Annotated in this window: 24 protein-coding genes; 16 read left to right on the top strand and 8 right to left on the bottom strand. The window is 59.8% G+C overall.

Features of this window, described 5'->3' with window-relative positions; translation table 11 throughout:
* Window positions 1-168 precede the first annotated feature (168 nt).
* Window positions 169-1,050, bottom strand: a complete 882-nt coding sequence (locus ACFSYH_RS04845; RefSeq protein ID WP_377465478.1) for an HAD family hydrolase — start codon at window positions 1,048-1,050, stop codon at window positions 169-171.
* Between the two features lie 36 nt (window positions 1,051-1,086).
* On the opposite strand from ACFSYH_RS04845, the gene ACFSYH_RS04840 reads away from it, so the two are divergent.
* Entirely contained in the window at window positions 1,087-1,362 is a 276-nt protein-coding gene (locus tag ACFSYH_RS04840; protein WP_377465477.1) for a glutaredoxin family protein, read from the top strand.
* Window positions 1,363-1,388: 26 nt separating this feature from the next.
* On the top strand, window positions 1,389-2,015 hold the full coding sequence (locus ACFSYH_RS04835; RefSeq protein ID WP_377465476.1) for a redox-sensing transcriptional repressor Rex: 627 nt from the start codon (window positions 1,389-1,391) through the stop codon (window positions 2,013-2,015).
* Between the two features lie 66 nt (window positions 2,016-2,081).
* Here ACFSYH_RS04835 and greA read toward each other — a convergent pair whose 3' ends face one another.
* Both greA and ACFSYH_RS04825 read right to left on the bottom strand, forming a co-directional pair.
* Window positions 2,082-2,564 carry a transcription elongation factor GreA gene (gene greA, locus ACFSYH_RS04830; RefSeq protein WP_377465475.1) on the bottom strand — a complete coding sequence of 161 codons (483 nt, stop codon included), beginning with the start codon at window positions 2,562-2,564 and terminating at the stop codon, window positions 2,082-2,084.
* Between the two features lie 363 nt (window positions 2,565-2,927).
* Window positions 2,928-3,377, bottom strand: a complete 450-nt coding sequence (locus ACFSYH_RS04825) for a DUF4307 domain-containing protein (RefSeq protein WP_377465472.1) — start codon at window positions 3,375-3,377, stop codon at window positions 2,928-2,930.
* A 192-nt stretch (window positions 3,378-3,569) separates the two neighbouring features.
* Here ACFSYH_RS04825 and mca point away from each other — a divergent pair, with 192 nt between their 5' ends.
* Entirely contained in the window at window positions 3,570-4,439 is an 870-nt protein-coding gene (mca, locus tag ACFSYH_RS04820; protein WP_377466092.1) for a mycothiol conjugate amidase Mca, read from the top strand.
* Window positions 4,436-4,765: a hypothetical protein gene (locus ACFSYH_RS04815; RefSeq protein ID WP_377465470.1), complete on the top strand. Its 330-nt coding sequence runs from the start codon at window positions 4,436-4,438 to the stop codon at window positions 4,763-4,765. The genes mca and ACFSYH_RS04815 overlap by 4 nt, the downstream gene beginning before the upstream one ends.
* Before the next feature lie 376 nt (window positions 4,766-5,141).
* Here the strand turns inward: ACFSYH_RS04815 and trhA are convergent, their stop codons facing one another.
* Entirely contained in the window at window positions 5,142-5,900 is a 759-nt protein-coding gene (trhA, locus tag ACFSYH_RS04810; protein ID WP_377465469.1) for a PAQR family membrane homeostasis protein TrhA, read from the bottom strand.
* 260 nt (window positions 5,901-6,160) lie between these two features.
* Between trhA and ACFSYH_RS04805 the strand changes: the two genes are divergently transcribed.
* The 3 genes from ACFSYH_RS04805 (at window position 6,161) to hemQ (ending at window position 9,017) form a co-directional block, all read left to right on the top strand.
* Window positions 6,161-6,922, top strand: a complete 762-nt coding sequence (locus ACFSYH_RS04805) for an isoprenyl transferase (RefSeq protein ID WP_377465468.1) — start codon at window positions 6,161-6,163, stop codon at window positions 6,920-6,922.
* Window positions 6,923-7,031: 109 nt separating this feature from the next.
* Window positions 7,032-8,189 (top strand): ferrochelatase, encoded by a 1,158-nt coding sequence (locus ACFSYH_RS04800; RefSeq protein ID WP_377465467.1) that lies wholly within the window; start codon window positions 7,032-7,034, stop codon window positions 8,187-8,189.
* Between the two features lie 99 nt (window positions 8,190-8,288).
* Window positions 8,289-9,017 (top strand): hydrogen peroxide-dependent heme synthase, encoded by a 729-nt coding sequence (hemQ, locus tag ACFSYH_RS04795; protein ID WP_377465465.1) that lies wholly within the window; start codon window positions 8,289-8,291, stop codon window positions 9,015-9,017.
* Window positions 9,018-9,143: 126 nt separating this feature from the next.
* On the opposite strand, the gene ACFSYH_RS04790 is transcribed toward hemQ, so the two are convergent.
* Window positions 9,144-10,613, bottom strand: coding sequence for a sensor histidine kinase (locus ACFSYH_RS04790; protein WP_377465464.1), 1,470 nt, complete (start codon window positions 10,611-10,613; stop codon window positions 9,144-9,146).
* Between the two features lie 499 nt (window positions 10,614-11,112).
* On the opposite strand from ACFSYH_RS04790, the gene ACFSYH_RS04785 reads away from it, so the two are divergent.
* From ACFSYH_RS04785 to ACFSYH_RS04750, 8 genes are all read left to right on the top strand, one after another.
* Window positions 11,113-11,616, top strand: a complete 504-nt coding sequence (locus tag ACFSYH_RS04785; protein ID WP_377465463.1) for a DUF2505 domain-containing protein — start codon at window positions 11,113-11,115, stop codon at window positions 11,614-11,616.
* A gap of 317 nt (window positions 11,617-11,933) precedes the next feature.
* A complete protein-coding gene (locus ACFSYH_RS04780; protein WP_377465462.1) occupies window positions 11,934-13,274 on the top strand; it encodes an ABC transporter substrate-binding protein in 1,341 nt (446 codons plus the stop codon).
* Between the two features lie 216 nt (window positions 13,275-13,490).
* Entirely contained in the window at window positions 13,491-14,507 is a 1,017-nt protein-coding gene (locus ACFSYH_RS04775; protein WP_377465461.1) for a carbohydrate ABC transporter permease, read from the top strand.
* Window positions 14,504-15,424: a carbohydrate ABC transporter permease gene (locus tag ACFSYH_RS04770; RefSeq protein WP_377465459.1), complete on the top strand. Its 921-nt coding sequence runs from the start codon at window positions 14,504-14,506 to the stop codon at window positions 15,422-15,424. Before ACFSYH_RS04775 ends, ACFSYH_RS04770 begins: the two co-directional genes overlap by 4 nt.
* The gene (locus tag ACFSYH_RS04765) at window positions 15,421-16,881 is read left to right on the top strand and encodes a GH1 family beta-glucosidase (RefSeq protein ID WP_377465458.1); all 1,461 of its coding nucleotides are present in this window, start codon (window positions 15,421-15,423) and stop codon (window positions 16,879-16,881) included. The genes ACFSYH_RS04770 and ACFSYH_RS04765 overlap by 4 nt, the downstream gene beginning before the upstream one ends.
* Before the next feature lie 31 nt (window positions 16,882-16,912).
* On the top strand, window positions 16,913-17,980 hold the full coding sequence (locus ACFSYH_RS04760) for a LacI family DNA-binding transcriptional regulator (protein WP_377465456.1): 1,068 nt from the start codon (window positions 16,913-16,915) through the stop codon (window positions 17,978-17,980).
* Window positions 17,981-18,086: 106 nt separating this feature from the next.
* Complete coding sequence (locus ACFSYH_RS04755; RefSeq protein WP_377466091.1) at window positions 18,087-18,575, top strand: fluoride efflux transporter FluC; 489 nt, start codon at window positions 18,087-18,089, stop codon at window positions 18,573-18,575.
* A complete protein-coding gene (locus ACFSYH_RS04750) occupies window positions 18,572-18,943 on the top strand; it encodes a fluoride efflux transporter FluC (protein WP_377465455.1) in 372 nt (123 codons plus the stop codon). The genes ACFSYH_RS04755 and ACFSYH_RS04750 overlap by 4 nt, the downstream gene beginning before the upstream one ends.
* 224 nt (window positions 18,944-19,167) lie before the next feature.
* Here ACFSYH_RS04750 and ACFSYH_RS04745 read toward each other — a convergent pair whose 3' ends face one another.
* Window positions 19,168-19,416 (bottom strand): WhiB family transcriptional regulator, encoded by a 249-nt coding sequence (locus ACFSYH_RS04745; RefSeq protein ID WP_377465454.1) that lies wholly within the window; start codon window positions 19,414-19,416, stop codon window positions 19,168-19,170.
* Window positions 19,417-19,830: 414 nt separating this feature from the next.
* On the opposite strand from ACFSYH_RS04745, the gene ACFSYH_RS04740 reads away from it, so the two are divergent.
* On the top strand, window positions 19,831-20,319 hold the full coding sequence (locus tag ACFSYH_RS04740) for a hypothetical protein (protein WP_377465452.1): 489 nt from the start codon (window positions 19,831-19,833) through the stop codon (window positions 20,317-20,319).
* On the opposite strand, the gene ACFSYH_RS04735 is transcribed toward ACFSYH_RS04740, so the two are convergent.
* Both ACFSYH_RS04735 and ACFSYH_RS04730 read right to left on the bottom strand, forming a co-directional pair.
* Window positions 20,316-24,014: an FtsK/SpoIIIE domain-containing protein gene (locus ACFSYH_RS04735; protein ID WP_377465449.1), complete on the bottom strand. Its 3,699-nt coding sequence runs from the start codon at window positions 24,012-24,014 to the stop codon at window positions 20,316-20,318. The genes ACFSYH_RS04740 and ACFSYH_RS04735 overlap by 4 nt on opposite strands.
* 342 nt (window positions 24,015-24,356) lie before the next feature.
* A complete protein-coding gene (locus ACFSYH_RS04730) occupies window positions 24,357-26,954 on the bottom strand; it encodes an ABC transporter permease (RefSeq protein WP_377465446.1) in 2,598 nt (865 codons plus the stop codon).
* Between the last annotated feature and the right edge of the window lie 23 nt (window positions 26,955-26,977).

Here is a 26,977-nt window from a genome sequence, read left to right as displayed (position 1 = left end):
TTTCAGGTGGCGTCTGCCGCAGCTGGCTTGAGATGCCATTTTCTATTGCCGACGAGCCGGGTCACGTCCAGCGGGTGTGCTCTCGTTTGGTCTGTGAGAGCAGGGGCGCGGTTTTGTTGAGGCAGAGTGCACGAAACTGCGTTCTCGTTGAGCCGTTAAGGGGCGCGGCTATTTCGAACGGGAGAGCAGCCGTTTGATCACGAGGACAGCAACCCATAGCCCGCCGGTCATGCTCGCGGTGGTGAGGCTACGCCGGGCGACCCGGCGCTTGCCCCTGAAATCGCGAATGGGCCAGCCAACCGTCTGCGCGTGCTTGCGCATGCGCGAGTCGGGGTTGATCGCGCAGGGATTGCCCACGAGGTTGAGCAGTGGGATGTCATTGGTGGAGTCCCCGTAGGCGAAGGACTCGGTCAGATCGATCCCGTGCGACTCGGCCAGGGCGCCGGCCGAGGTGGCTTTGGACTTCCCGTGCATCATCTCGCCTTCGAGCCGCCCGGTGTAGAACCCATCCACGGACTCGACGCGGGTGCACAACGCTCCCGTGGCGCCCAAACGCCGGGCGATGAGTTCTCCTGCCTCGGCGGGAGTCGCGGTGATGAGCCAGACCTGGTGTCCGGCGCTGAGGTGCTGATCGAGTAGGCGCTTGGTGCCCTCATAGATACGGTTGGCGAGAACCTGGTCGTACACCTCTTCACCGACTGCGATCACCTCGGCGACGGAGTGGCCCTTCATGAGTCCAAGCGCACGCGAACGAACGTCGGCGATGTCGCCGTCATTTTCCCCGAAGAGTAGGTAACGACCCTGTTTGACAGCAAAGGCGAGGATATCCCGGGTGCCGAAGAACCCACGTCGATACAGCGCTTTGGCCAGGTGGAATGACGATGCACCGCGGATGATTGTGTTGTCCACGTCGAAGAACGCGGCGACACTCGCCCCTTGAGGCGCGGCTGAAGGGCTCAACAAACTCGGTTTGCTTACGGCAGGCGCTAAGGTTGTTCCGGTCAGCGAGGCGTCAGTGCTTTCGCTGCTGCCTGTCATTTCCTCAGTCACCCTTCCATTCTAGTGTCACCGCGTAAGATATTCGTCATGAGCCATCCAGATCACTCTTTTTCGACGTCGGACGGTCGCTCCCGCGTTGTCGTGTATTCACGCCAGGGATGCCATCTGTGCGTAGATGCCCTGGAGATCGTCGCCCGGATAGGTGCCGAGTTGAACGTCGCCTACGAGGTTGTGGACATTGATCAGGATGCAGACCTCATCGCCCGTTTCTCGGACTACGTTCCCGTGGTCGAGGTTGACGGGGTGCAGCAGGGTTTTTGGCGGATCGACGAGGCGCGCTTACGCCGTGCCCTCGCCTCATGATGCTTGCTGCACGATAAGGGGGCGGTGTGAAGAAGGTTCCGTTGTCCACGATGGAGCGCCTGCCAGCGTATCTGCGGGTCATCGACTCGCTCGTGTCGCATGGGGTCGACTTCGCGTCGTCGGCCCAGTTGGCTTCGCGTGCCGGGGTGAGTTCCGCCCAGTTCCGCAAGGATATGTCGCTGCTTGGCGCGAGCAGCGGGGTGCGTGGGGCCGGGTACGATCTGGCTGCTCTGCGCGTTGAGTTCCGGCAGGCGCTGGGCAGCGCCGAGTTGGTCAGGTTTGTGATCGTTGGTGCGGGAAACCTGGGTCAGGCATTGGCCGCGTCTTCTGCTTTCCGACGAGGCGGTCTCGATCTCGCTGGCATCTTCGATGTGGCGGAGGGCCGGGTCGGGCAGGAGATCGCCGGTATCTCGGTGCTACACGATGACCAACTTGAGGAGTTCATCTCGGCCAACGAGGTGAGCATCGCGGTGATTGCGACGCCGGGAAGCTCGGCGCAGCAGGTCGCGGATACTGTGGTGCGCGGCGGCGCAAAGGAGATACTGAACTTCTCGCCCGTGGTCTTGCAGGTGCCCTCAACCGTTGAGGTGCGATCGATTGATCTGGGCGTTGAGTTGCAGATGCTTGCGCTTCACGCGCGCAACGGTGCGTAACGCAACAAGAACGGGTCGGACCCATCGCTGGGGCCGACCCGTTTCGTCGTCAATCACAACAAGAACTCAGCCCTGATATGGCTTGGCATCCTTGATCTTGACGGTGATCTCCTTGCCGTTCGGCGCAGTGTAAGAGGCGGAGTCGCCGACCTTCTTGCCCGAGATGGCGGCGCCGAGAGGCGACTGCTCGGAGTAAACATCGAGGTCAGTGGTCTCCCCAATCTCGCGCGAGCCCAGGAGAAACACCATCTCATCGCCGAACATCTCGGCGGTCACGATCATTCCAGCCTCAACAACACCGTCGTCAGCTGGGGTACCGATGCGGACATTGCGGAGTTTCTCGGTGAGTTCGCGGATGCGAGCCTCGTTCTTGGCCTGCTCTTCGCGGGCAGCGTGATAGCCGCCGTTCTCCTTGAGGTCTCCCTCGTCGCGTGCGGCAGCGATACGGTCCGTAATCTCTTGGCGAGCGGGCCCGCTGAGGTGTTCGAGTTCAGCCTGGAGACGGTCGTGGGCCTCCTGAGTGAGCCAAGTGACGGTTGACGTGGTCACAGGTCGCTCCTTCCTTGAATAGGACGTTAGTCCGGTCGCGCCCGGGTGGGCACGTGTTACTGGAAACTCCTCGAATAAAAGCAATGAGCCCTCGTACGGGTATCCAACTTCCAACTCTTCGAAGCGAACGTGTAGGGTCCTCTTCGTGAAAGTGTCACCGGACAGAAGTTCGGTGACAGTTCTCGTATAGAGCCGGTGGGGTGAATGACATCGCACGCGGGCGTCTTTTGTTTTCGAGCAGCACTAGGTGGTTGCTAAAGGATCAAGTGTAGCAAAACTAGTGTGTATTGCCGAGTCTCTAGGCTTATCGTGTTCGTTTTGCGGTCCGTCGACGATGCTCCGCAGACCTGTGACAGGTTGGCGCTACTGGTCTGGTTGCTCAGCCGCGAAACACGTCTGGACTGTCGCTGAGACGGGGAGTTCGGTGGTGCGGATCTCTACTGTGAAACGCTGCTCGAACCGATCTGCGGGACCGATCACGACGTCTCGGGTGCCAACCTGTGCGTGGCTTTGGTTGAGTGCGTCGATCGAACAGATGACGGTCATGTTCTGTGGCTTTGCCACATCGAACGTGAATTCCGTGACCTCGGCATCGATGATCTTGAAGCCGACGTCTTTGCCGCGGATCGTGGGTACGGTCCACACGCTCCACGCGATGTAGACAACCGCGAGCAGGATTGCGAGCGCTCCAAGCGTGATGGCAAACTTGCGGCCACCGGGGGTCAGGGTGCCCGAACGTCCGGCTGGAGGAGCCGAGGCGAGGATGATTTCCTCTTCTTCCTCGTACTCGTCGGTGTAGTACTCGTTGCTCACGGGAGCCTTTCGTAAGGGTGATCTATTTGTTTGCGAACTATGGGCCGCTAACGCATTTTATCGACTACCCTCGTGTGAGTGGGTCGTTTGCACGCGTTAACCGCGAAAGTATGTGCACACACCACACAATCATAGGAGGTTTACGAGTTGAGCAGTTCGCCAACATCGCCCGCACCCGAGCCGCTGCGGCTCATGGCCGTGCACGCACACCCCGACGACGAGTCGAGCAAGGGTGCTGCGACGACTGCGAAGTATGCGGCGCTTGGCTACGAGGTGCTCGTGGTGAGTTGCACGGGTGGCGAGCGGGGAAGCGTCCTTAACCCGCACTATGGCAGGGACATTCCCGAGCTTGAACCCATGCGCGAGGTCCGCGAGGGCGAGATGCGTGCAGCCGCTGCCGCGCTTGGCGTGCGGCACCACTGGTTGGGCTTCGTGGACTCGGGGTTGCCCGAGGGCGACCCGCTTCCGCCGCTGCCGGATGGTTGTTTCGCGTTGCAGCCGTTGGAGGTGACGGCGCGTGCGCTCGTTGAGGTTGTCCGCGAGTTCAAACCTCACGTCATGACTGCCTATGACCCGAGTGGGGGATACCCGCATCCAGACCACATCATGACCCATGTGGTGGCGAAGGAGGCTTTCGATAAGGCTGGTGACGCGTCTGCGTACGAGGGTGCGGGCGAGCCGTGGGAAGTGGCCAAGCTCTATTACAACCACGATTTCTCGCTTGCGCGTATCTCGACTCTGCACCAGGCGATGGTCGCCGCCGGACTCGAGTCGCCCTATGGCTCGTGGGTTGAGGCGCGCGAAGCACGCGAACTGCCGGAACGGCCCGTGACCACACAGATTCACTGTGCGCAATACTTCTCACAGCGCGACGATGCCTTGCGGGCTCACGCCACGCAGATTGACCCGAACGGATTCTTCTTTGCCGTCCCTCGGGAACTCGAAGCACAGGTGTGGCCGTTTGAGGAGTACGAACTTGGCGTGTCTCGCGTGGAGACGCAACTGCCAGAAACCGATCTGTTCGCGGGTATCGCGACCAACAACGTAAGTGAAGGATCATGAACGCCGCACTTGTTAATGGGGTCCTCGTGTTTGAGACTGAGACCTCACCTGAGCCGACCGCGACCGAAACTGCCGGAGTGCCCCGACCGGAGGACCAGTTGCGTTCGGACCTGACCGAATACGATGTCTCCCCGGGACTCCAGGGCTTTTTGGTGACTTTCGGAGTGGCCGTCACTCTCGTGTTGCTGCTCGTGTTCATGAGCCGTCGTCTGCGAAGCGTGAAATACAGGGGCGGCGCACAGCAGAGGGTGACCGCCACGTTCGACGGTGAGGGACCAAGGCTCCGTAGCCACGGCGTGGAGGAGCCTCCACAAAAGACTCAGTAGTTGGTGACGCGTAACCACCTTCTGAAGAAGACTACGTCTAATGCTAGTTCCAGTTGACAAGACTATTGGGAAGGGCTGTGCGCGATGCCTGCTTCACGAATAAGATCGTTCGCTGTGATCGTTGGAATGCTGCTTGGTGCCCTCGTTCATGTCGTCACTAACCAGTGGTGGATAGGTAGTTTAAGCGCGGCGGCTATTGTTTTGGCCGGGATGACGTGGGCTAACCGCGTGGGGCACAACGGTTCCAGCGATTGATTAATCAACTATCCCTGTTTCGGCGTGTGTAGGGTGAAGCGTGAATAGGTTTGTGAAGCCGCTATTGGTTTGCAACTTCCTAGAGGAAGTGCATCGGTGAGTGCTTTGTGTGAGCCGATGCTTAGCCGTGCGTGAGTACGGCGATCATGACCGCCACGAAGTGGCAGATGAACCCGATCACGGTGAAGGTGTGGAAGATTTCGTGGAACCCGAACCATTTAGGGCTGGGGTTGGGGCGCTTGAACCCATAGACTGCGGCTCCTACGGTGTAGGCGATACCACCCGCGGCGACTAGCCATACGATTGCTGGTCCGCCGTTACGCCAGAACTCTGGCAGGAACCACACGGCAACCCATCCGAGTGCAATGTAGATGGGGACGTACAGCCAGCGGGGTGCTCCAAGCCAGAAGATGCGGGCAGCAAGACCGGCGAGCGCGCCGCCCCAGACAATCCACAGCAGCATCGTGGCCGTGGGTTTGTCGAGCAGTGTGACTGCGAGTGGGGTGTAGGTTCCCGCGATGATGAGGAAGATGTTGGAGTGGTCCCAGCGTCGTAGTCCTGCGTTGACTCGAGGGGACCAGTTCCCGCGGTGGTACACCGCCGAGGTGCCGAACAAAAGCCAGGAGGAGATCGCGAACACCACCGAGGCGACCTTTGGTGCTGTTGGTGGGGCGAGAACGATCAACACGATTCCCGCTGCCAGGGCGAGTGGGAATGTACCAGCGTGAATCCAGCCGCGTAGTTTGGGTTTGACCGCGTTGAATGCCCCAGCGACTTGCGCTGATGCCTTGGCCGCAGCCTTTTCAACGGAATCGGATACGGCTGCAACCACGTTGCGGTTGGGGGATTCGTTGTCTGTCTGCTGGCCTTTGGTTGCCACGGTGTCTCCGAGGGGTCGTCGGGTGGGCGCTGTGCGCCGGTCTGTCTAGTGTAGGACGCGTGAGTGGGGTGCGTCGTACGCTGGATATGGAACTTTTCTACTGGGAAATCATAACCTACGCTACCGTAACTTACGGAACCGTAAGTTGTGATTTCTGTAAAGATTCGTCGAACTTTTTCGCCTATGAATGGCGAAAACGATGTCTCGGGGCCTAACGTCCGCTACCTTTAAGAAGTTCCACTAGCCGGAAAGGCCCCACATTGATGCTTCCTCATTTCCTCTATGGGATTTATGAGCGCCGCATTGCGCGTATGCTGCCCACGGAGTCGATGCCTCGTCACGTGGGTGTGATCCTGGACGGCAACCGGCGCTGGGCCAAGTCGTTTGGTGAACCCGCTGCGGCAGGACACCAGCGCGGAGCAGACAAAATCAGCGACTTTCTGGGCTGGAGCGAGGAACTCGGCATCGAGGTCGTGACACTGTGGATGCTGTCCACCGATAATCTGCGCCGCGAGCCGCACGAACTTGAGCCGCTGTTGAAGATCATCGATTCTGCCGTCAAGCAGCTTGCCGCGGCTGGACGGTGGCGCCTGCGCGCTGTGGGTACGTTGGATCTACTGCCCGAGTGGCTGGCGCAGTCGCTGCTTGAGCAGCAGGCCGCCACGGAGAACGTTGAGGGCCTCCAGGTCAACGTTGCGGTTGGGTATGGCGGTCGCCACGAGATTGCTGATGCGGTTCGCTCGATGCTCGTGGACTTCAAATCGCAGGGTTTGAGTTTTGATGGCGCGATTGACCAGGTCACGGTTGAGAGTATTTCCGATCACCTGTACACCAAGGGCCAGCCAGATCCCGAACTGATGATTCGCACGTCCGGCGAGCAGCGGCTCGGCGGGTTCTTGCTGTGGCAGTCGGCTCAGTCCGAGTACTACTTCTGCGAGGCCTATTGGCCTGATTTTCGACGAGTCGATTACCTACGTGCTCTACGCGCCTTCTCGCTTCGGGAGCGCCGCCTCGGCAAGTAGTCTCGGTGTGAGGTTTATGACGAAGCGTCGTTTAAACCTCACACAAAACACCCTCCATTTTGCTGACTATTGGGCGTGTTTTTTCAGGTTCCGGTGACACGATACAGGGGTGTCTACTGATCAACCAGCGCCCCTTGAACCAACGCTGTCCCCCTACGACGCCATCCTGCTGTACTCGTTTGGCGGCCCGAACAAACCTGAAGACGTCGTCCCATTTCTCCGCAATGTGACGGTCGGAAAGGGAATCCCGGACTCCCGGCTCGAAGAGGTCGGCGAGCACTACTACGGATTCGGCGGGAAAAGCCCGATCAACGAGCAGAATCTCGCACTGAAGGCCGCGCTCGAAACGGAACTGGACCGCCGCGGAATCACCACCCCGATCGTGTGGGGAAACCGCAACTGGGAACCATACACAACCGACGCCCTCGACCAACTCGCAGAACTCGGAGCCAAGCGCGCAGTCATGCTCGTGACCTCCGCCTACGGTTCGTACTCCGGATGCCGCCAATACCGCGAGGATATGGCGCTCGTGCAACGCGAACGAGTTGACATCGACGCCGATGGAAACCTCACTCCGCAGGGCATCGAGTTCGACAAGGTGCGCCCGTACTTCAACCACCCTGGGTTTGTGGATGCGACGTACCACGCTGTGACGGAGGCAATCCTTGAACTTGAGGGCTCGTCGACAAGCGAACAACCCCGCACCCACCTCGCGTTCGTGACCCACTCGGTCCCGGACGCAATGGAGCAGGGCTCAGCCCTGCACCACCCAGCCAGCTACTCCGAACAACACCTTGCGCTCGCGGAGGAATTGATTTCGCGAATCGCGGCGCAGACCGGACGAGAACTCGACTGGTCGCTGTCCTACTGCTCGCGTTCCGGACCGCCGCACCAACCGTGGCTCGAACCAGATATCAACGACCACCTTGAGGAACTCGCCGATCAGGGCGTGACCGACGTGGTCATCGCACCCATCGGCTTCATCTCGGATCATATGGAAGTCGCCTACGACCTCGACACCGAGGCGCTCGCAACCTGCGAGAAGCTCGAACTCAATGCCGTGCGCGCGGACACCGTGGGCACCCGCCCGCAGTTCGTGGCAGGGCTCGTGGACCTGTTGCTTGAACGTGCTGTGATCGCACGGGGTGAGCACGTCGAACCCGCGGCGACCACGCAGGTGCCAGCGCTACACCACACGTGCCCGGCCAACTGCTGCCTGCAACGTGCAGGCCAGTCAACGGGCATCCCAACCGTCGCGGGCCAATAGGTCTTAACCAGGCAAGTTCTCGACCACACAAGACAGCAACCCAACACCGCCGCCGACCGGGTAGGTTGAAGGCACGAAAACACACGCTTGAGGGGAAAAATGGATCACTCCGAGATCGCCGAACAGGTCAACCAAACCATCCGTTACACAATGTGGTCGGTGTTCCAGACCGCCAACACCCTGCCGCTCGATGACGCTGAGCGCAATGACATGGTGCGTCAAGCGCTCAAGGCAGTCGGGGGAGTGGACCGGGGGGTGGACACGGAGTTGACCGTGCGCGGCTGGTACGACCTGTCTGGTCTGCGCGCCGACGCCGACCTCATGGTGTGGTGGCACGGCTCCTCCGTGGAGGCAGTGCAGGGTGCCTACCAGCGGTTCCGTCAGAGTGAACTTGGCAGTTGCCTCGATCCGATGTGGTCGAACGTGGGCATGCACCGTCCCGCCGAGTTCAACCGCGGACACATTCCCGCATTCATGGCCGATGAGGAACCGGGCAGGTACTTGTGCGTGTACCCGTTCGTGCGCTCGTATGACTGGTACGTGCTGCCCGCTGAGGAGCGTAGCGCAATGCTGCGCGAGCATGGGCTTGCCGCGCGTGACTATGGCGATGTGCGGGCCAACACCGTTGCCGCATTCGCCCTCGGTGACTATGAGTGGCTGCTCGCATTTGAGGCTGGAGAACTACACCGGATTGTCGACCTGATGCGCGACCTGCGTGCCACCGAGGCTCGCCGTCACGTGCGCGAAGAGGTGCCGTTCTACACCGGACCACGCACTGACCTGTACGAGTGGGCCGCTAAGCAGCCGCTCTCTGACTACAACGCGTGACCTGAACGGACGGCGGCGAGTAGGCAGAGAGCGGATAGAACCGTGTAGGTGACAGAAAACCCTGGATTCCCATGAGTGGGGAATCCAGGGTTTTGCTGTTTTTGCGGTCTATGCGCGTGCGCGAGATCAGTAATCTGTCGCTGAGTGGAGGTCCAACACGATCTGGACCGAGGTGCCGCCCTCGGGACGGTTGCTCCACTCGATGGACCCGAGGAGTTCGTTGGTCACAAGGGTGCGTACGATGCTCGTGCCCAGGCCGGTCGATGGCGGGCTACCCTCGGGGATACCGGTGCCATCATCCTCGACCCACACCTTGACCCGGCGCCCTGAACGTTCAGCACGGATCTCAACGGTACCCCCGCCGGATGGGGCCAACCCGTGTTCCACGGCATTGGTCACCAGTTCGGTGAGCACGAGGGCGAGGGGGGTTGCCTCCTTCGCTGGGATGAGGCCGAACGAACCACGTTGAATCGTGCGCACCGACGTGTCTGCCGAGGCAACGTCCGCGGCCAGACGCAGCGCCCGGCCCACCATCTCATCGAACTCGACCTCCTCGTCGAGGTTCTGCGAGAGCGAGTCGTGTACGAGTGCGATCGTGGCGACCCGGCGCTGGGCCTCCTCAAGAGCCTCCCGGGCCTCGGGGACCGTCATCCGCCTTGCCTGAAGCCGCAGTAGGGCCGAGACTGTTTGAAGGTTGTTCTTGACCCGGTGGTGGATCTCACGGATCGTTGCGTCCTTGGTGATGAGCTCGCGCTCGCGGCGGCGTAGCTCGGAGGCGTCGCGGCACATCAGGACGGCGCCGATGCGTTCGTGGTTCTCGTACAGCGGTACGGCCCGCACGGACAGGCACACGCCGCTGGACTCGATGTCGGTGCGCCACGGTGCACGCCCCATCAACACGAGTGGCATGGACTCGTCCACGGGAACCTTGTGCTCCACCAGGTCGGCGGTGACCTCGACAAGCGATTGTCCAACCAGCGGCCCGAGGACCCCAAGGCGGTGGAAGCACGAGAGCGCGTTCGGAGATGCGTACAACACCTCTCCCGCAGCGTTCAGGCGTAGGAGACCGTCACCAACGCGGGGCGCGCCACGGCGGGAACCGGTTGCCGAGTCGGGGGAGGGGAACTCGCCTACGGCGATCATGCTCATCAGATCGTCGGCGGCCTCGACGTAGTTGATCTCGAGGCGTGATGGCGTGCGACCCGACCCGAGGTTGGTTTGACGTGCCACAACTGCGATCGTATGACCGTTGCAGTTGACCGGAACCGCCTCCTCGCGCACCGCGAAGGCGCCGAACCAGCGTGGTTCGCGGGAAGCCTGAATCTGCTCGTCAACCAGTGCTTTTTCGAGTTGCGGGCGTACGTTGTCGGGAGCGAGGGAGCCCACGATGTCCTCGTAGTGGACCGTCGCCCCGGTTGAGGGACGGCACTGCGCGAGGCATACGAAGTTGCCGTCTTCCGTGGGGAGCCACAGCACGAGATCCGCAAAGGCGAGGTCCGAGATGAACTGCCAGTCACCCACCAGCAGGTGCAGCCATTCGACCTGGGCGGGTTCAAGGTATCCGTAGCGTTCGACGAGGTCGCTGAGAGTTGACACATATCAAGCCTACGCGACACATCGGCTTGGGCCGTGGTCCGATGGGGCTGATCGCGTCCACATGCGCTGCCCGAGTATGTGCATTCGGACAGTTTGCGCCCCATTGGCGGTGGATGCGTGAGCGCACCCTCTGGTTACCCACACAGATTGCCGACGAGATGGCTGGAATGAGGCAGCGCTGGGTCTGGGCTGGTGGTCAGGGGGAGTGGAACGGTGCTGGAACTGGCCGACTCGTCGGAAATCGGGACTGGTGCTTGTAACGTCCCCACTCATTTGAGAGTCTCCGAACGACCTGTGAGCATGTGGGTGTCACCTGTGCACAAGAGTGGGAAATGTCCCACTCGCGGTTGGGGGAGGGACGCTTGAGGTAGTGGACGGGCATGGCGTCGACTAGGCTTAGGGTAGAACGCCCAGCGCACGGTTGGAGCCGACCGTGCGGCTCTTGGAGCAGCGATGACGTGTTACCCGTCCAGCCTTGGACGATCTCAAGGAGCATTCCATGGAACTGACAGCCCAGATTCACGCCAACGGTACCCCGCAGCAGGTGCTTGGTGCCCTTGCGGACCCGGAGTTCATCGCCTTTGCCACTGAGCGAGCCGGCATGCGTCTTGTGAGCACCGATGTTGAGCAGCTTGACTCAGGTGCCATCACGCTTGTCGTGCGTCGAGCGGCCACAAGTGATCTGATTCCGGCCAATTTCCGATCGTTCGTGGGGTCGGAAATTGAGCTTCGTCAGACGGAGGCGTGGGCTGAGTCGATCCCAGAAGGTGCCACCACCCGTCACGGAACTTTTGACATTGAGATTGTGGGTGCCCCTGTGCGGATCGCGGGACGCTCAACCATCGCTGAGGAGTCCGGTCAATCGGTGCTGCGTTACGAGGGCGAGGTCAACGCCTCGATCCCGCTGTTCGGTGCCACGATCGAGAAGGCCGTGGGCCAGGTCGTCGAGCAGGTTTTGGCGTCTCACTCAAAGCTTGTCAACGAGTGGCTTGCTCAAGGCTGATCGGTCCCAGATTCATCCTATGCAATGTAACGAAAAGATTACAATTGCATCACGGTGGGAACGCTCCCACACACTCCTGCCTGCAGTTTCATTGATAGCAACCGTTATTTTTATCGCGCAACTAATCCCGACGCTTGACATGTGGGAACGCTCCCACCCATGATTCATTTATCGCGTGGGAGCGCTGCCAAGAAAGTCCCGAAGATGGGATTGATGGGAGCGCGCATCACGTGGGAGACAGATCGCTTCCCCGAACGATTTGAACTTCATCCGCTAAGCGCACGGACATCCCGTGACGTTGACAAAGGAGTCCCCTCATGATCCGTACTACCCGTTCGCGCCGCGCTGCTGCGGTTATCGCCGGTGCATCAGTTTTCGCACTGGGCCTGACCGCATGTTCCGGTGACACTACAGAGACCGACCCAACTTCTACTGGAACGACATCGTCCGGTGGCGGCGAGCAGGTCACCCTGACCGTCGCAACCTTCAACAACTTTGGATACACGGACGAACTGCTCGCCGAGTATGCAAAGGTGAACCCGAACGTCAAGATCGAGCACACGATCGCTGCAAAGTCGGACGACGCGCGTCTCAACCTCACCACTAAGATGGCTGCAGGCGGCACCGGACTTGCTGACATCGAAGCTATCGAGATCGACTGGATGCCAGAGCTTGAGATGGTCAAGGACAAGTTCGCTGACCTGAGCGGTGTCGAGGGAATCGAAGGACGCTGGTTGGACTGGAAGGAAGCCCAGGGCCGTACCGCTGACGGAACGCTCATCGGCTACGGCACCGACATCGGCCCACAGGCGATCTGCTACCGTTCCGACCTGTTCGACGCAGCGGGCTTGGACGGCTCACGTGAGGCCGTCGCCGAAATGATCGGTGGCGAAAACGCGACCTGGGAGACCTACTTCGCAGCGGGAGAAGAGTTCGCCGCTAAGTCAGACGTTCCATGGTTCGACTCAGCCGGAGCAATCTGGCAGGGTGTCGTTGCGCAGATCGCTGAACCTTACGAGAATAAGGCAGACGGAACGCCAAAGGACCTCGAGTCCAACACCGCAATCAAGGACGCCTACAACACGGTACTTGCCGCCTCGACCAACCTCTCCGCAGGCCTTGACCAGTGGAGCCCAGACTGGGACGCAGCCTTCCAGAACGACGGTTTCGCCACGATGCTGTGCCCAGCCTGGATGACTGGTGCAATCCAGGAGCGTTCCGGTGGCGTTGAAGGATGGGACGTCGCAGATGTATTCCCCAACGGCGGTGCAAACTGGGGCGGATCGTTCCTGACCGTGCCTTCGGAAGGCGCAAACGTCGAGGAAGCCAAGAAGCTCGCAGCGTGGCTGACCTCCCCTGAGATCCAGGTAAAGGCCTTCACCAACTCCGGTGCCTTCCCAAGCCAGGTTGAGGTTCTGTCAGCACAAGAGGTATTGGACACGACAAACGACTTCATGAGCGGCGCACCTGTTGGACAGATCTTCTCGGCACGTGCCCAGAACATCGATGGCAGCAAGCTCGCCTACAAGGGCGCCAACTACTTCAAGATCAACCAGCTCATCACTGAGGCATTCAAGCGAGTCGACGTTGAGAAGACCGACGACGCAGGTTCATCGTGGGACAAGGCCATCAGCGGTTACAAGGACTTGGGTCTCTAAAGCCGCGGTCCGCATCATCGAATGCGGCTAGATTCTCCATCGACCTTCGATCTCGATTGACGAGCTCCTTAATCGCCGTTGACGGATGCGTTGGCATAAGGAGTAACTAGACAATGCGCCGGGCAACCGAGACAACTCCGGTTGCCCGGCGCTCCTATGAGCGCACCTAATTTCTGCCCCTTAATCCCTGCTTTACAGCACCCGCAGAGGAAGCCCATGACTGTGCAGTCACCACCACGCAATGATCAAGGAACAAAACTTGATCGGAGGCCAACCCGAATCGCGTTCAGCCAGAAGTTGAGCCGCTGGGACGTCAAGGTCTCGCCGTACCTATATATCTCCCCGTTCTTCATTCTGTTCGCCATCACCGGCCTCTTTCCACTTCTTTACACGGGATATATCTCGCTACACCAGTGGCACACCCTTGGCGGCCAGGGCGACTTCGTGGGACTACAGAACTTCAGCGATGTTCTCGGACAGACCTCGTTCTGGAAGGCCTTCAGGAACACCTTCTCGATCTTCCTCCTGTCATCAGTTCCACAGGTGATCGCCGCGATCATTATCGCTGCTGTCCTCAATGCAAACATCCGGGCTAAGACTTTCTGGCGCATGGGCGTACTGCTGCCGTATATCGTTGCTCCAATTGCTGTTGGAATGATTTTCGGACGGATATTTGCAGACCAGTATGGGCTGGCTAACGGCCTGATTGATCTCCTAGGATTCGAACCCATTCGCTGGCACTCAGAGGTACTGCCATCGCATATGGCAATCGCGACGATGGTCAACTTCAGGTGGACTGGCTACAACACACTCATCTTCCTCGCGGCAATGCAGGCGATTCCGGGCGAGCTCTACGAGGCAGCAATCATCGATGGTGCTGGGCGTTTGAGGCAGTTCTTCTCGGTTACTATCCCGCAACTGCGCGCAACCATCATTTTCGTAGTCATCACCTCCACAATCGGTGGTCTGCAAATATTTGATGAAGCACGGGCCTTCGACGCGCAAGGAACCGGTGGTGGCGATAAACAATGGCTGACGCTCACGATGTACATCCATGAGCTTGGTTGGGGTAACCAACTCAACTTTGGTCGGGCCGCGGCTGTGGCGTGGCTCCTGTTCCTTGTTATCGTCGCGTTCGGAATTCTGAACTTCGTCATTACTTCAAAAATCTCCACATCAGGTGCACCGAAAGTCAAGAAGTCCAAAAAGAAGAGCAGGAAGGCCGGAAAATGAAGAACGCGTCACTTCCCGTTATCGCGCAGACTTCAGGAAAGAGCGCAGCGAAGTGGGCTGGCCGGAGACGTGGCTCAGCAGGAGTGGGCGGAGCTAACCGGCGCCCCGGATGGGTAACGTACCTCATCTTGGGCCTCGTGATCGCGATCTCGATCTTCCCCCTGTACTACGTGGTGCTGCTTGCATCCTCGGACCAGGTGACGATCTCAAAGTCAGTGATTCCGAGCATTCTTCCGCAGGGAAACCTTTGGGATAACATGGCCCGAGTCTTCGACGGTTCGATTCCTGTGATCAAAGGTCTCACCAACTCACTCATCATCGCGGTCATCCAATCCGTATCGGTTGTGGTGTTCTCGACGCTGGCCGGTTACTCGTTTGCGAAGTTGAACTTCCGTGGTCGTGGGCCGCTTCTCGTTTTCGTCATCGCCACGATGGCAGTGCCCGTCCAGTTGGGTGTCGTGCCTCTGTTCATCGTCATGACGAAGATCGGCTGGGCCGGCAGTATCACCGCAGTAATCGTTCCCGGTTTGGTCACAGCCTTCGGCGTGTTCTGGATGACCCAGTATTTGGAGAATGCGCTTCCCTACGAACTGGTTGAGGCTGCGCGTGTTGATGGTGCCTCAATGATCAGGACATTTTGGCATGTCGCGGTCCCGGCGGCTCGCCCTGCGGCTGCGATGCTTGCCTTGTTCACGTTCATTGGCTCATGGGTTAACTATTTCTGGCCATTCATCATCCTGAACCAGCAGAACCCGACGCTGCCGATGGTAACCAAACTTCTGCAGTCTGGTTACCAGAACGATTACTCTCTAATCATGGCGGGCGTGGCGATCTCGACCGCGCCGCTGCTCGTTCTATTCTTCGTTGCCGGACGTCAACTCGTCGCGGGAATCATGGCAGGAGCTGTTAAGGGATGACCACACCACAAAATGAAACCATCAAGCTCCCGGACGGGTTCCTGTGGGGGGCTGCGACCGCTGCCTACCAGGTTGAGGGAGCCGCGCACGAGGATGGTCGTCGGGACTCGATCTGGGACCACTTCGCTCGAATTCCTGGGGCGGTCACCGATGCACACAACGGTGATGTCGCGTGCGACCAGTACCACCGCTACAGCCAAGACGTGGACCTGATGAGGTCGCTGAACATCGGTGCCTACCGGTTCTCGACCTCGTGGGCTCGTGTGCGCCCGGACGGTGTGAGCGGCAAGGCCGGAATCAACCAGAAGGGGCTGGACTATTATTCGCGGCTCGTGGACTCACTGCTTGAAGCTGACATCCTGCCGTGGTTGACCCTCTACCACTGGGATCTGCCGCAGGCCCTGGAGGAGAAGGGCGGCTGGACCAACCGCGACACCGCGCACCTGTTCACTGAGTACGCGATGACGATGCACGATGCCCTGGGCGACCGTGTGAAAGTATGGACCACCCTGAACGAACCATGGTGCTCATCGTTCTTGAGCTACACGGCAGGCGTACATGCACCAGGCCGCACGTCACCCGAGGATGGGCTTGCCGCAGCGCACCACCTGCTGCTTGGCCATGGTCTTGCGGTTCAGGAACTGCGCAAGGCCGCCCCGGATGCGGAACTCGGCATCACGCTGAACTTCACCGTTCCAGACCCGGTTGACCCGAACAACCCAGAGGATGTGGACGCAGCTCGACGCATCGACGCCCAGTTCAACCGAGTTTTCGCCGATCCGATCTTCAAGGGTGCCTACCCGGTTGACCTGCTTGAGGACCTTGGCGAGGTGGGTTTGCGTGAGGGCTTCGAGGCACTTATCCACGACGGCGACCTTGAGACCATCTCCACGCCGATTGATGCGCTGGGTGTCAACTATTACCATGGTGAGGCCGTCTCGAAGACCCCACCGGCAACGACGCTCACCACCGATGCGGTGGTCACTCGTGAGACACGTTCGCCATACCCTGCTGCGGACGGTGTCTACGTGCACCCACGCGGCCTTCCTGTGACGGACCAGGACTGGGAGATCCAGCCGGAAGGTCTTACTCGTCTGCTTGTACGCCTGCACGACAAATACACATCCGAGCCAGGTGTCAAGCTGTACATCACCGAGAACGGTTGTGCATTTGACGATGTTGCCGATGAGTTCGACAACGTGGACGACCAGAACCGTCTGGACTTCTACGACCTACACCTGCGGGCCACGTATGACGCTGTTCAGCAGGGCGTTCCAGTGCACGGCTACTTCGCGTGGTCATTGCTCGACAACTACGAGTGGGCTTGGGGATACCACAAGCGATTCGGTATTATCCGAGTCAACTACGAGACCCAGGCGCGCGTCGTGAAATCGTCGGGCAAGTGGTACGGACAGATCGCAGGCACCAACACGATTCCTGCGCGAAACGCGAACTAACGCAACCGGCTCCTTTCACGAGGAGCCACAGATGAAAGAGTCCCCGATGATCAAGCACACCCCCACGCTGGAAGAGGTAGCCGCCGCCGCTGGCGTCTCTCGGTCTACTGCTTCTCGCGCGATCAATGGGGGATCGCGGGTCTCACCGGAGGCACAGGCAGCAGTCGATGACGCGATCGCGCGGTTGGGATACACCCCCAACCGCGCGGCGCGCTCGCTGGTGACCCGGCGTTCGGAGTCGATCGGATTGATTGTTCCCGAACCAGACATTCGGGTTTTGTCCGACCCGTTCTTTTCGTATGTCATCCGTGGAATGAATCTCGCTCTCAAAGAGACCGACGTCCAACTTGTCCTGTTGATGGCTCAGCCGGGTGAATCGTTGTCGAGGATCGGTAAGTATCTGGGCAACGCCCATATTGATGGCGCGGTTGTGGTCTCGCACCACCACGAGGATCAACTCGAGAACCTGATTGTGCAGTCTCGCACGCCAGCGGTCTTTGTGGGTCGACCGTTCTTGCCACTCAAAGAGTTGAATGTCGTGGACACCAACAACCTGGGTGGCGGGCGTCTTGCAACCGAACACCTCATCGCACAGGGACGTAGGAATATCGCACACATTGCCGGACCAACAGATATGACTGCTGGGGAAGACCGCGCGACGGGCTGGCGGCAGGCTCTTGAGGCGGCTGGGCTCGCGCCTGGGCCCATGCACGGCGGCGAGTTCACGAGCGCGATTGGCGCCTACGCGATGGAGCGGATTCTTGCTGAGGACCCAACAATCGATGCCGTTTTCGCAGGCTCTGACCTCATGGCCAGCGGGGCGTTGCGGGTGCTGGAACATCATGGGCGCAGGGTTCCCGAGGACATCGCGATTGTTGGCTATGACAATCTTGGTGTTGCCGAGACCACTGAGCCACCGCTGACCACCGTGATCAACCCTGTTTCGGACATGACCAGGTGGGCTACCTTCGAGTTGCTCTATCAACTCGGGTACATCAGCGAAGAGGACCGTTACGGTGGGCTTGATCTTGATGGAGTCGTACGGACAGGAAACACCACTGTGCTTCCCGCCAAGCTCGTGGAGCGACGCTCCTCCTGAACCGCACTTCAGGGCCTGGTGAGGTCTGTGCGCCTTCCCTATCCGTCTGCGTAAGGAATCACAAACGTGTGACGCGCTAGGAGTAGAGTGGGTGTTCGTGAACGATATGTTGATGCGCTCCATGAGCGTGTTTATCGGCGGTGCTCTGGGGGCGGTCTCTCGGTATGGAATTCAAGAACTTGCGGCCCTGATCTGGCCGAATCGTAACCTTTCCGAGCCGCTGTCACTGTTTGCGATCAATCTGTCGGGCTGCTTCATCATCGGTGCGATCACTGTGCACCATGTGAACAAGAGGATGCACCCGCATCGCCACGCGTTACTCGCAACAGGTGTGCTCGGCGGTTTCACCTCGTTTTCCACCTATATCGTTCTGGTTGATCGACTTGCAGGTGAAAGCCATCTGTTGACTGGCCTCGGCTATCTGGCACTCACCTTGGTCGCGTGCGTACTTGGGGCGGGCCTGGGACAAGCCGTGGGCAGACGCGATCAGACTCGTCGCCACGCACATATCACAAACGGAGCTGTCGTAACCCGCTCACACAACGTGGATACCGTGAACTCTGGAGCCCTCGATGAAAAGCGGGAGAGGCAATGACGTGGCTGTTGGCCGCGCTCGGCGGTGGTGTGGGCGCACTGCTGCGCTTCGTGCTCTCGGGGGTTGAAGCGAGGGTCTTTGCAGGTCGAGAACGCCCGAACGATGCTCGGGGAACCCTGATCTCCAACCTTGTGGCCTGTTTCGTGGTGGGGCTTGCGATTGGAGGTCTAGCAGCACCGGATGCAGAGGCATGGCGGGCGCTGATGATCGTGGGGTTCTGTGGCGGTCTCTCCACCTACTCGTCGTTTGCCCTTGAGCTGTGGGACATGATCGGGGAACGACGGTGGGCGCGGGTTGTGGGGATCTCGGCGCTCAACATTGTGTGTGGCACGCTTCTGTTGTGGGCGGGTTACGCACTGATCGCCTGAGTGTACGCAAGCCACTGAGCACCCACCATGGTAGTTTTCCGGAATCACCAACCAAGAAGAACCACCTCATTCCCGGAAAATCACCATACGGGTTGTAGGAGCGAGCCTGGCTTGTAAGGGCGAGCCCCTCGGAGAGGCTTCAGCTTCCAGGGCCTGAAAACGAACAAAAGGCTGAGGCGAGACCTGATGGGTCTCGCCTCAGCCTTACGTTATGTGGTCGCGGTTCAGTGTGCGCGACGGGCGCGTGCGGTGCGGCGCTTGAGAGCGCGACGCTCATCCTCAGACAAGCCGCCCCAGACTCCAGCATCCTGACCGGATTCGATTGCCCACTTCAGGCAGGTGTCGACAACTTCGCAACGACGGCAAACGGCTTTTGCCTCTTCGATTTGAAGGAGCGCTGGCCCAGTGTTCCCGATTGGGAAAAACAGCTCTGGGTCTTCTTCGAGGCACGCGGCGCGGTGACGCCAATCCATTGCAACTCCTAGTTTGTTGGGATCATTCGAGTGTTCTTCTCAGGGGAATGATCCAGATACACGGGAAACACGTAATCACTAGTTTCGTCTTTTACGGCAGTGCTTCACAAGGGTTAGGGGAGTATTTCTTTTCGTTTACGCGTGAGGTTTTTGTCACAAGAACAAAAGGTGGTATAAGTCGCAGTAAAACGGCGGGTTTTCAGCCAAAACGGCTCCCGTTAACTCTTGACGCAACCGTTCAACGGGTGTATCCGCACCCCTCGTGTCAGAATGTGGACGCACCCTTGCGGGCTCTTTGCCGTCGTGGCAAGAGGGGCATTTAGGGGATGCTTCCCTCCCCGCTGAAAGGCCCGAACCCTCAGATTCACTCCCTACAATGGAGAGCGATAAACCCGCGCGCTAAGGACTGTTTTCATGACCAACACCCCGCCGATCTCCGAAGATCCCTCGTCTTCCTCCGACCCGGTACCCTCCAGCGGTCCGAGTACGCGGGGCGCATGGTTGTGGCGTCGGCGTCCGGGCGCGGTATGGGTGTTGCTCGTGGCACTTGCCATGCAATCGCTTGCGGCGCTCGCGTACGCGGTTATCGGCGTCATCGACCTGATCACGGGGCAGATCGAGTATGTGGGCGTGACGGTCGCGTTGATCGTGTGTTCTCTGCTTCTTGCCTGGTTCATCTTCGCCCTGACGCGCGGGGTTGGGCAGCAGCAGCCGTGGGTACGCGGCCCCGCCATCACCCTGCAGATCTTTGTTGCGCTCATTGGCATCAGTTGTGTCCAGGCGGCAATGTACCCGCTGGGCGTTTCCCTGATTGCGGTGGGTATTGCAACGATCGTCTTGTTTGTGCTCCCACCGGTTGTGGAGCACATCAGCTTCCGTGAACCTGCCTCAGGCGAGGATTAAGACTCACCTTTCCCATAGTCAACTCGTGCCGCCGATATGTGGCCTGCGAGCATGAGGACGGCTTTGCCGGGATGAGGGCGCGGGTCGACGGCAAGCACGATGGATGTCCCTAGAAGTTCACGGTCTTTGGCGGGGTCTGGGCACAGCAGGAGCACGTTCTCGTATTCGCGCAGTGTCGCCAGCGCGCCTCGATAACTTTGGTGCAGCGCGGCTGTGGTGCACGATCCATGTACCGTGATTTCCGCGCCGAGCGCCAGATCGAGCAGTCGCTGAACAAGGTGCCCGTGTGTAGCCTCGACGACATCAAGGTCATCGATCTGTATCAATGCGATCTTCGGGGTGCCTGTCTCCAACACACCGATCAGATCCTCAAGGTCACTGCCCACGTGGTGGCCTCTGCCTGCAATATGGCGAGAACCGTACGGTGTTCCAGCCCAGTTCGTGGCGAGCGCATCAAGGGCGGTGCTTCGTCCACTGCGGCGCGCACCAGCAACGATCATCGCATTCACCGTGGTCGGATCGAAGGCACTTGGCCGCGGCCCGGTGAGAATGCCGGGAGTCGGTGATGCTGGTACATCGGCGAGCGACCAGATCCGCTGTTCGTCATGGTTCTCGCTGTCGCACTGCGCGGCCTGCGTTGCCAGATGAGGGGCGCGAATCTGACACACCACCGTACCGTTCGGGGTAGACCATACGGCGCGCCCACGATGTGATGGCAGTGGGAGCAACTCGCGAGGCACGGCGTTTGTCGCGTCGGTGTCCACGTTCCCACTTGCGAGGATCAGCCGCTGTCCAAACAAGGACTGCAAACCGCCCGTGATCGGGCGTGCCGTGCTCACCGCGCAGGCGATACCCTGAGCAGGCCCAATTTTTAGCAGATTTTCGACGAGTTCCATCCCTGATCCTCTGTCATACGTCTCGAGGGTGGTGCGTAGGGCATTGAGGTCGTCAATGACGAGCAGAGTTCTGCTTTGCGCAGGACCTGGGGTTGCACGGGTTGAAGAGATGATCTGAATCAGGGCGTGAACCATATACGGGTTCGAGGAATCGACCAGGTTCACGAGATACGCCGATGCGCTGGTCAATGCCCGTTTCACCTGGTTGTGATCGGTGACCGGCCCGACCCAGTGAATGCGGGTGCCTGCAGGACTGCACTGAGCAAGCGATAGCAGGGAGGAGGTACGGCCTCGCAGTGAGGGGCCGACAACAGCGAGATGCCCGAGCGTGGGCTCCCAGGTCAGGGCCTGATGGCCGGTTGAGTCTTCTGGTGCTCCCAAGGCGACGACCTGTGCCTCATGGAGGACCTCGGTGTCCTGCTGTCCCGTGAAGACGCTGGGAAGTCCAGGGCTCCAGAACCGTGTTGCCCGGATGCCGAAGCGCGCATCATGTGCTGAGATGAGGGCACCGATGACGTCTGGCACATCGGCGGTCGGAGTATCAGGGCCTCGTGCGCCGGGTAACGTGACCAGATGCTGCGGCAGCGGCGGTGCCGCGTCGAGGTAGAACGCCTGAGCCTGCGTGGGCCGCGCACCACCGGTCCGAGCGAGAAACCGTCCAGGCACCTCAACCGGAAGGTACGCACCGTCCTTGACCCCGAGAACATCGAGGGAGTCCTGTTCGTCTGCCACCCGGAGGCTGATGCGCAGGTTGATGTTCGCGCGAAGTTCAGGTCCCACTGCTCCTGCTGGACGTTGCGTGGCAAGAATGAGGTGAATGCCCAATGACCTGCCCTGCGCCGCAAGTCGAATGAGTTTGGTGAGGAACTCAGGATGTTCCTCTGAAAGTGCACGAAACTCGTCCACGACCACAACTATCCGAGCAATACGATCCACGCGTGAAACGGTGCGGTTGAATTCGGTGATGTCGCCGACCCCCAGCTCGCGGAATCTTAGTTCCCTACGTTTGAGCTCGGCGCGCAGGCCCGCGAGGGCACGGGACGTCTCGCCTGGATCGAGGTCTGTGACCATGCCGCAGGAGTGGGGCAGTCGATGGCAGCGTCCCAGCCCGGCACCGCCCTTGTAGTCGATCAGCATGAAGTTAACATCGTGTGCGCTGTAGGTTGTCGCCGTCGCGACGATAAGAGACTGCAGGAACTCCGACTTGCCCGCCCCTGTGGTTCCCGCCACGAGCATGTGCGGACCATCAGCCACGAGATCGATCGTGAACGGTCCCTGTGCCCTGACACCCACGGGAATCACGAGCGAGTCTTCAACCTCGGCACGCCAGGGTGGTGCTCCGGTGCGTGGATTCCACACCTGAGTAAATGGGGCAACGCGGGGAAGTCCGGCTGTTGCCGACCCCACAGTGAGGTAAGCAGTCAACGCCCGTGCCCACCGGTCGAGTATCCCACTGTCGCTGATTCCTGAAAGCCCTCTCAGATCGGGTATGGAGTCCACGTGGAGCATGACGTGGTGCGGATCGTCGGGCACCGTTTGAGACGACTCGTGAATCCTCAGGAGTGGGGCAAGCCAACGCAACCATGAACCGTAAATCACCTGTGGGCGGGAGGTCACCACGTGCACGGTAGGCACGACTCCGTCCCGCATGTCCGGTGTCGTGTCCGCAGCCTGGACAAGCCCTATTCGAGTGCTTCCACGTGTTGACGCGTTGCCTGCCGATGATCCGCCGCTCGCCAACGACAACAACCGAATGGACAGGTCCACAGCAAAGGCGTGGTCCCCTAAATGCGGTGTTGCCAGGCGACGACTACTGGCAGGGGAGAGGCCAAGCAATGGCCACTGTGTCAGTGTCACCGTGCCCTGCACCGCGAGTTGCAGCAGAGTCGTGAGCGCTTCAACGCACTGCCCATGCAACCCTCGTTGGACCCATGCAGGAAGAGCCCGTATCTCGACCTGCCCCGGAACAACCCGTCTGCGAGAAACCAGATGAACCAGGGCCAGGACTGGCCCGGTGAGCGCAAACAACAGGAAATACGGTTGGCGCATCACAACCGCAAGAACAACACTCATGGTGAAGGGAACGAGCGCAGACAGGAGCAGCCCGATCTTCGAGGAAGAAGATTCCTCGGGCAGGGACGTGGCAAGCGCCGCCAACGCTCGGTCAACTGCGGTGGGGTTGAGGGGTGCTCGCAGTTCGTAACGCTCAGTTGCCTGTGTGACCTTCTTGTTCGCAGCTCCGACATGTGTCACCGACCGTGCCCGTACCCCGTGGCCGACGCGGTGAAGGGTGATCCCATCACGAAACCTGATGCCACCCGCGTAGAGCCTGATCGTGAGCCATACAGATTCAATGGCGTGCGCTACGGCCAAGAACCACCGGAGCCAGGCGAATCGTGCAGGGGTGGGGGTCCTCGTAACCAGATAGGCAACCCGAATGCTCGCTCGAACTCGTGAGGTGTTGTTCATCGCCCCGGAACCTGACCGAATCCCCGGAATGTCTAGGACCGGCACGAGTTCAGAGGTGTCAACGCGCAACGCATGTTTGGTCAGGGCCAATGCCGCGGCATCCGGCTGTGCGGATGAGGAGAATGTTAGGGTGGCGCCGTGCACCAGCGGCCATGAGCCGACAGAGTCGGAGTCCCGCAGCGCCTGCTCGCCCACCCGGAAGGCGCCGAGGCCAAGGTGTGGAATCTGAAGGTGCTCGGTAAGAGACCGCACCAGTTCAGGCGCACTAGCACCTCGCCGCGCACAGTACGTGCCGAAGGGCACCACTTCAAACGTCACATCGTCACTCACGCGCACAACACTGCCCGATGTCTACGGGGCAGCTTGGAAAACGTCCACAGCGGCTCGTCCACGTGCACGTACACAGTGGTGATCCGTACCTGTGGAAACACGTACCCCAACCACAACACCACATGACTGTGGCGGCCTCCGCCACACCTCGTGCATGTCGATGGGGCTTTTTTGATCCGCCTGCACCCACAATAGTTGCGCACCCGGAACAAAAAGGCCCCACCGACTTAAAGGGGTACGGTGTGGGGCAGGGGTTCAATACAACAAAAATGAGCCAGCCGGTTCGCAGGTTTTCCTGCGAACCAGCCGACTCGTCGCCAATCTCAATGAGGGATCAAGACCCTATTCGACAGCCAATGCGGCAACCGGTGAGGTCCTCGCGGCGCTGCGGCCCGGAACGATCGAGGCGATCAAACCTGCTGCAAGTGCCACCGCGAAGATGGCGGCAATGTCCGCCCAACGAACCGTGAACACCACTGTGGTGAACGCACCGAGCAGCAACTTACTGCCAAGCCAGGCGTACAGCGTGCCCAGCAGCACGCCCACCAGAGCGCCGATACCAGCGATCAGCATGCCTTCGATTGCCAGCGAAGCCCGCAGCTGACGCCTGCTCATACCGACTGCACGGAGGGTTGCGCTCTCACGGCGTCGTTCGATCACGGACAACGAAAGTGTGTTCGCGACACCGACCAGCGCGATCAGCACGGCGACACCGAGCAGGCCAACCAGGACCAGCAGCATCACGTCGATGACCTTCTGGAACATGTCACGTTCCATGACGGCACCGGAGATCTCGACATTGTCCTCGCCGAGGAGGTCCCGCAAGGCATCAACCGTGTCCATTGCGTTGGACGGATCGGATACCTTCACCAGAACCAAACGGGATTCCACATCGGCATCGGTGAGTTGGAACTTGCTCTTCAGTTCGTCAAATGTCTTCTGAGTGACCGCTGAACCCTCAAGCCCTGTCGTACCTGCGCTCTTGAGGGTCACCCGAGTGTTCCACAGCGGGGACTCCTGGGGTACGTCGTTGGAGTCAAAGCTCTCCAACGCAGATGGATCGACAAAGTTAATCTCCGTGCCGGGTTCTGACGCATACCAGGTGGAGACAAGAACCGTGTCATCAGTGAGTTTCTCGACTGCGCTTGTGTCACGCAATGCGGAGTTCACTGACTCATCGAACCGGTAGGTGGTGCCACCGCTCACCCATTCCTGGTCCCCTACGACAATTGGTACCGCAATCTGTTCAACGCTCTGGGCAACGTCCACGCCCTTGACCTGACGGATTGCTGTCAGAGTGCTGTCGGAGAGATCTGTCTCGCCGCGCAACGTGATGGCAACGTCAAGTGGGAACTGCTTGTCGAGTTCCTGATTCATCGTGGTGCGAGCCGTAGACGCTCCGACTGAAAGCATTGCAACGAGGGTGACCCCGATAAACAGTGCGGTCGAGGTCGAGGCGGTACGGCGCGGGTTACGGCCGATGTTGGCCGTGGCAAGCCGTGCGGGTGCGCCGAACTTCGCGAAGACAGAACCCACCGCCGCCACGACACCTGGCACCCACAGAACCGCAGACATGACGAGACCCAGGAAGGAGAGCGCACCACCGAGGACACCAACACCCAGCGCCAGTTCCATGTCGCTCTTATAGATAGAGAACGCGTAGACGAATAGTGCTGTGCCAATCGCCACGAAGATTCCGGCGAAGATCAGCCGCACGATGCCCGTGCGACGGACCTCGGAGGTACCCTCGATCGGACGGAGTGCAGCCAGCGGCGCGACCTGTGTCGCGATCCGTGCTGGGACAAATGATGCAAGCAGAGTGGTGAGCACTCCGGCGACTACCGGCAGCCAGATGGCAGCCACAGGAATAGTGACCGAGGTCGGAACCGCAGGAGAGAGATCCATGGCGGCGACTACCCACAGCACGCCCTGGACTAGGAGAATCCCGCCGAGGATGCCCGCGATCGAGGAGGCGAAGCCGAGGATGAGTGCCTCGACGATGACTGAGTTCTTGATCTGCTTCTTCGAAGCGCCCACACATCGCAGCAAAGCGAGCGTCTTGGTGCGCTGGGCAACCAGCACCTGGAAGGTGTTGGAGATGACCAGCGAGGCAACCAGCAACGCCAGTGCCGCGAACGACAGCACCATGTAGGTTAGTATCTGCGCTTCTCCCGAGATCGACTCGATCCGGTCCTGTGCCGCCTCTGAGGTTGTTTGGACGGTGCGCTCTCCGATGATCTTTGAGATTTCCGCACGTAGTTTATCGAACGCTGCCGGGTCCTTCTGAATGTTGTCTTCTACATTGAGCAGAATGGACTGGGCCTGGAACCCGTCGGTGTTAACCGGATGATCGGATAGTTTTTCCGCACCGTCGAGGGATACAACAACCGCGCCGCCGGAACTTGCGAAACCGCCGCTGACGTCCTTTGAGAATCCCGTGATTGTGAAGGCAACTGCTGTCCCTTCCTCGCCGTACTGGCTAAGCATGTCGAGGGAGATGCTGTCTCCGATGCTTAACTTGAGGCGTTCGGCAACCTTGAGTGGAAGAACTACCTCTGAGTCGCTGTTGGGAGCTTTCCCATCAGATATTTCATACGATTGAAGGTTTTTGTCCTTGGCATAGGTGAGTAGCGGGAGGTACTCAGACTTTCCATCGGAGGTGGCCTCTACGTAGGGGCCTTCTCCGACGGCTACATCTGAAACCCCATTCACGGCTGCGACATCTCGGACGAGATCCACGCCAATGGGGTTGTAGACGTAACTACCGTTTTGATCGGAACTGGCGCTCACCACGAGGTCGGCATCTGCGAATGAGGCCGTCATGGACTTTTCAGTCGATTTAACGAGCACTTCTCCGGCGAGAAGAGTGGCCGTGATGAACGTTGTACCGATGAAGATTGCGACACCCGCCGCAATGAGGCGGCCAATATTCTGCCGCATCTGGTGCAGTGTTATGCGAAGCA

Source organism: Populibacterium corticicola (assembly GCF_042683685.1).
Taxonomy (GTDB): domain Bacteria; phylum Actinomycetota; class Actinomycetes; order Actinomycetales; family Cellulomonadaceae; genus Timonella; species Timonella corticicola.
Note: the sequence above shows the minus strand (reverse complement) of the source record. Positions and strands in the feature narration are given on the sequence as shown.

Excerpts from the sequence above, each read along its gene's own strand:
- mca (WP_377466092.1), top strand. The coding sequence starts at position 3,570 with ATGGCCGTGCACGCACACCCCGACGACGAGTCGAGCAAGGGTGCTGCG.
- ACFSYH_RS04840 (WP_377465477.1), top strand. The coding sequence starts at position 1,087 with ATGAGCCATCCAGATCACTCTTTTTCGACGTCGGACGGTCGCTCCCGC.
- ACFSYH_RS04770 (WP_377465459.1), top strand. The coding sequence starts at position 14,504 with ATGAAGAACGCGTCACTTCCCGTTATCGCGCAGACTTCAGGAAAGAGC.
- ACFSYH_RS04730 (WP_377465446.1), bottom strand. The coding sequence starts at position 26,954 with ATGCGGCAGAATATTGGCCGCCTCATTGCGGCGGGTGTCGCAATCTTC.
- ACFSYH_RS04780 (WP_377465462.1), top strand. The coding sequence starts at position 11,934 with ATGATCCGTACTACCCGTTCGCGCCGCGCTGCTGCGGTTATCGCCGGT.
- ACFSYH_RS04750 (WP_377465455.1), top strand. The coding sequence starts at position 18,572 with ATGACGTGGCTGTTGGCCGCGCTCGGCGGTGGTGTGGGCGCACTGCTG.
- ACFSYH_RS04740 (WP_377465452.1), top strand. The coding sequence starts at position 19,831 with ATGACCAACACCCCGCCGATCTCCGAAGATCCCTCGTCTTCCTCCGAC.
- ACFSYH_RS04755 (WP_377466091.1), top strand. The coding sequence starts at position 18,087 with ATGTTGATGCGCTCCATGAGCGTGTTTATCGGCGGTGCTCTGGGGGCG.
- hemQ (WP_377465465.1), top strand. The coding sequence starts at position 8,289 with ATGGATCACTCCGAGATCGCCGAACAGGTCAACCAAACCATCCGTTAC.
- ACFSYH_RS04785 (WP_377465463.1), top strand. The coding sequence starts at position 11,113 with ATGGAACTGACAGCCCAGATTCACGCCAACGGTACCCCGCAGCAGGTG.
- ACFSYH_RS04760 (WP_377465456.1), top strand. The coding sequence starts at position 16,913 with ATGAAAGAGTCCCCGATGATCAAGCACACCCCCACGCTGGAAGAGGTA.
- ACFSYH_RS04815 (WP_377465470.1), top strand. The coding sequence starts at position 4,436 with ATGAACGCCGCACTTGTTAATGGGGTCCTCGTGTTTGAGACTGAGACC.
- ACFSYH_RS04765 (WP_377465458.1), top strand. The coding sequence starts at position 15,421 with ATGACCACACCACAAAATGAAACCATCAAGCTCCCGGACGGGTTCCTG.
- ACFSYH_RS04775 (WP_377465461.1), top strand. The coding sequence starts at position 13,491 with ATGACTGTGCAGTCACCACCACGCAATGATCAAGGAACAAAACTTGAT.
- ACFSYH_RS04745 (WP_377465454.1), bottom strand. The coding sequence starts at position 19,416 with ATGGATTGGCGTCACCGCGCCGCGTGCCTCGAAGAAGACCCAGAGCTG.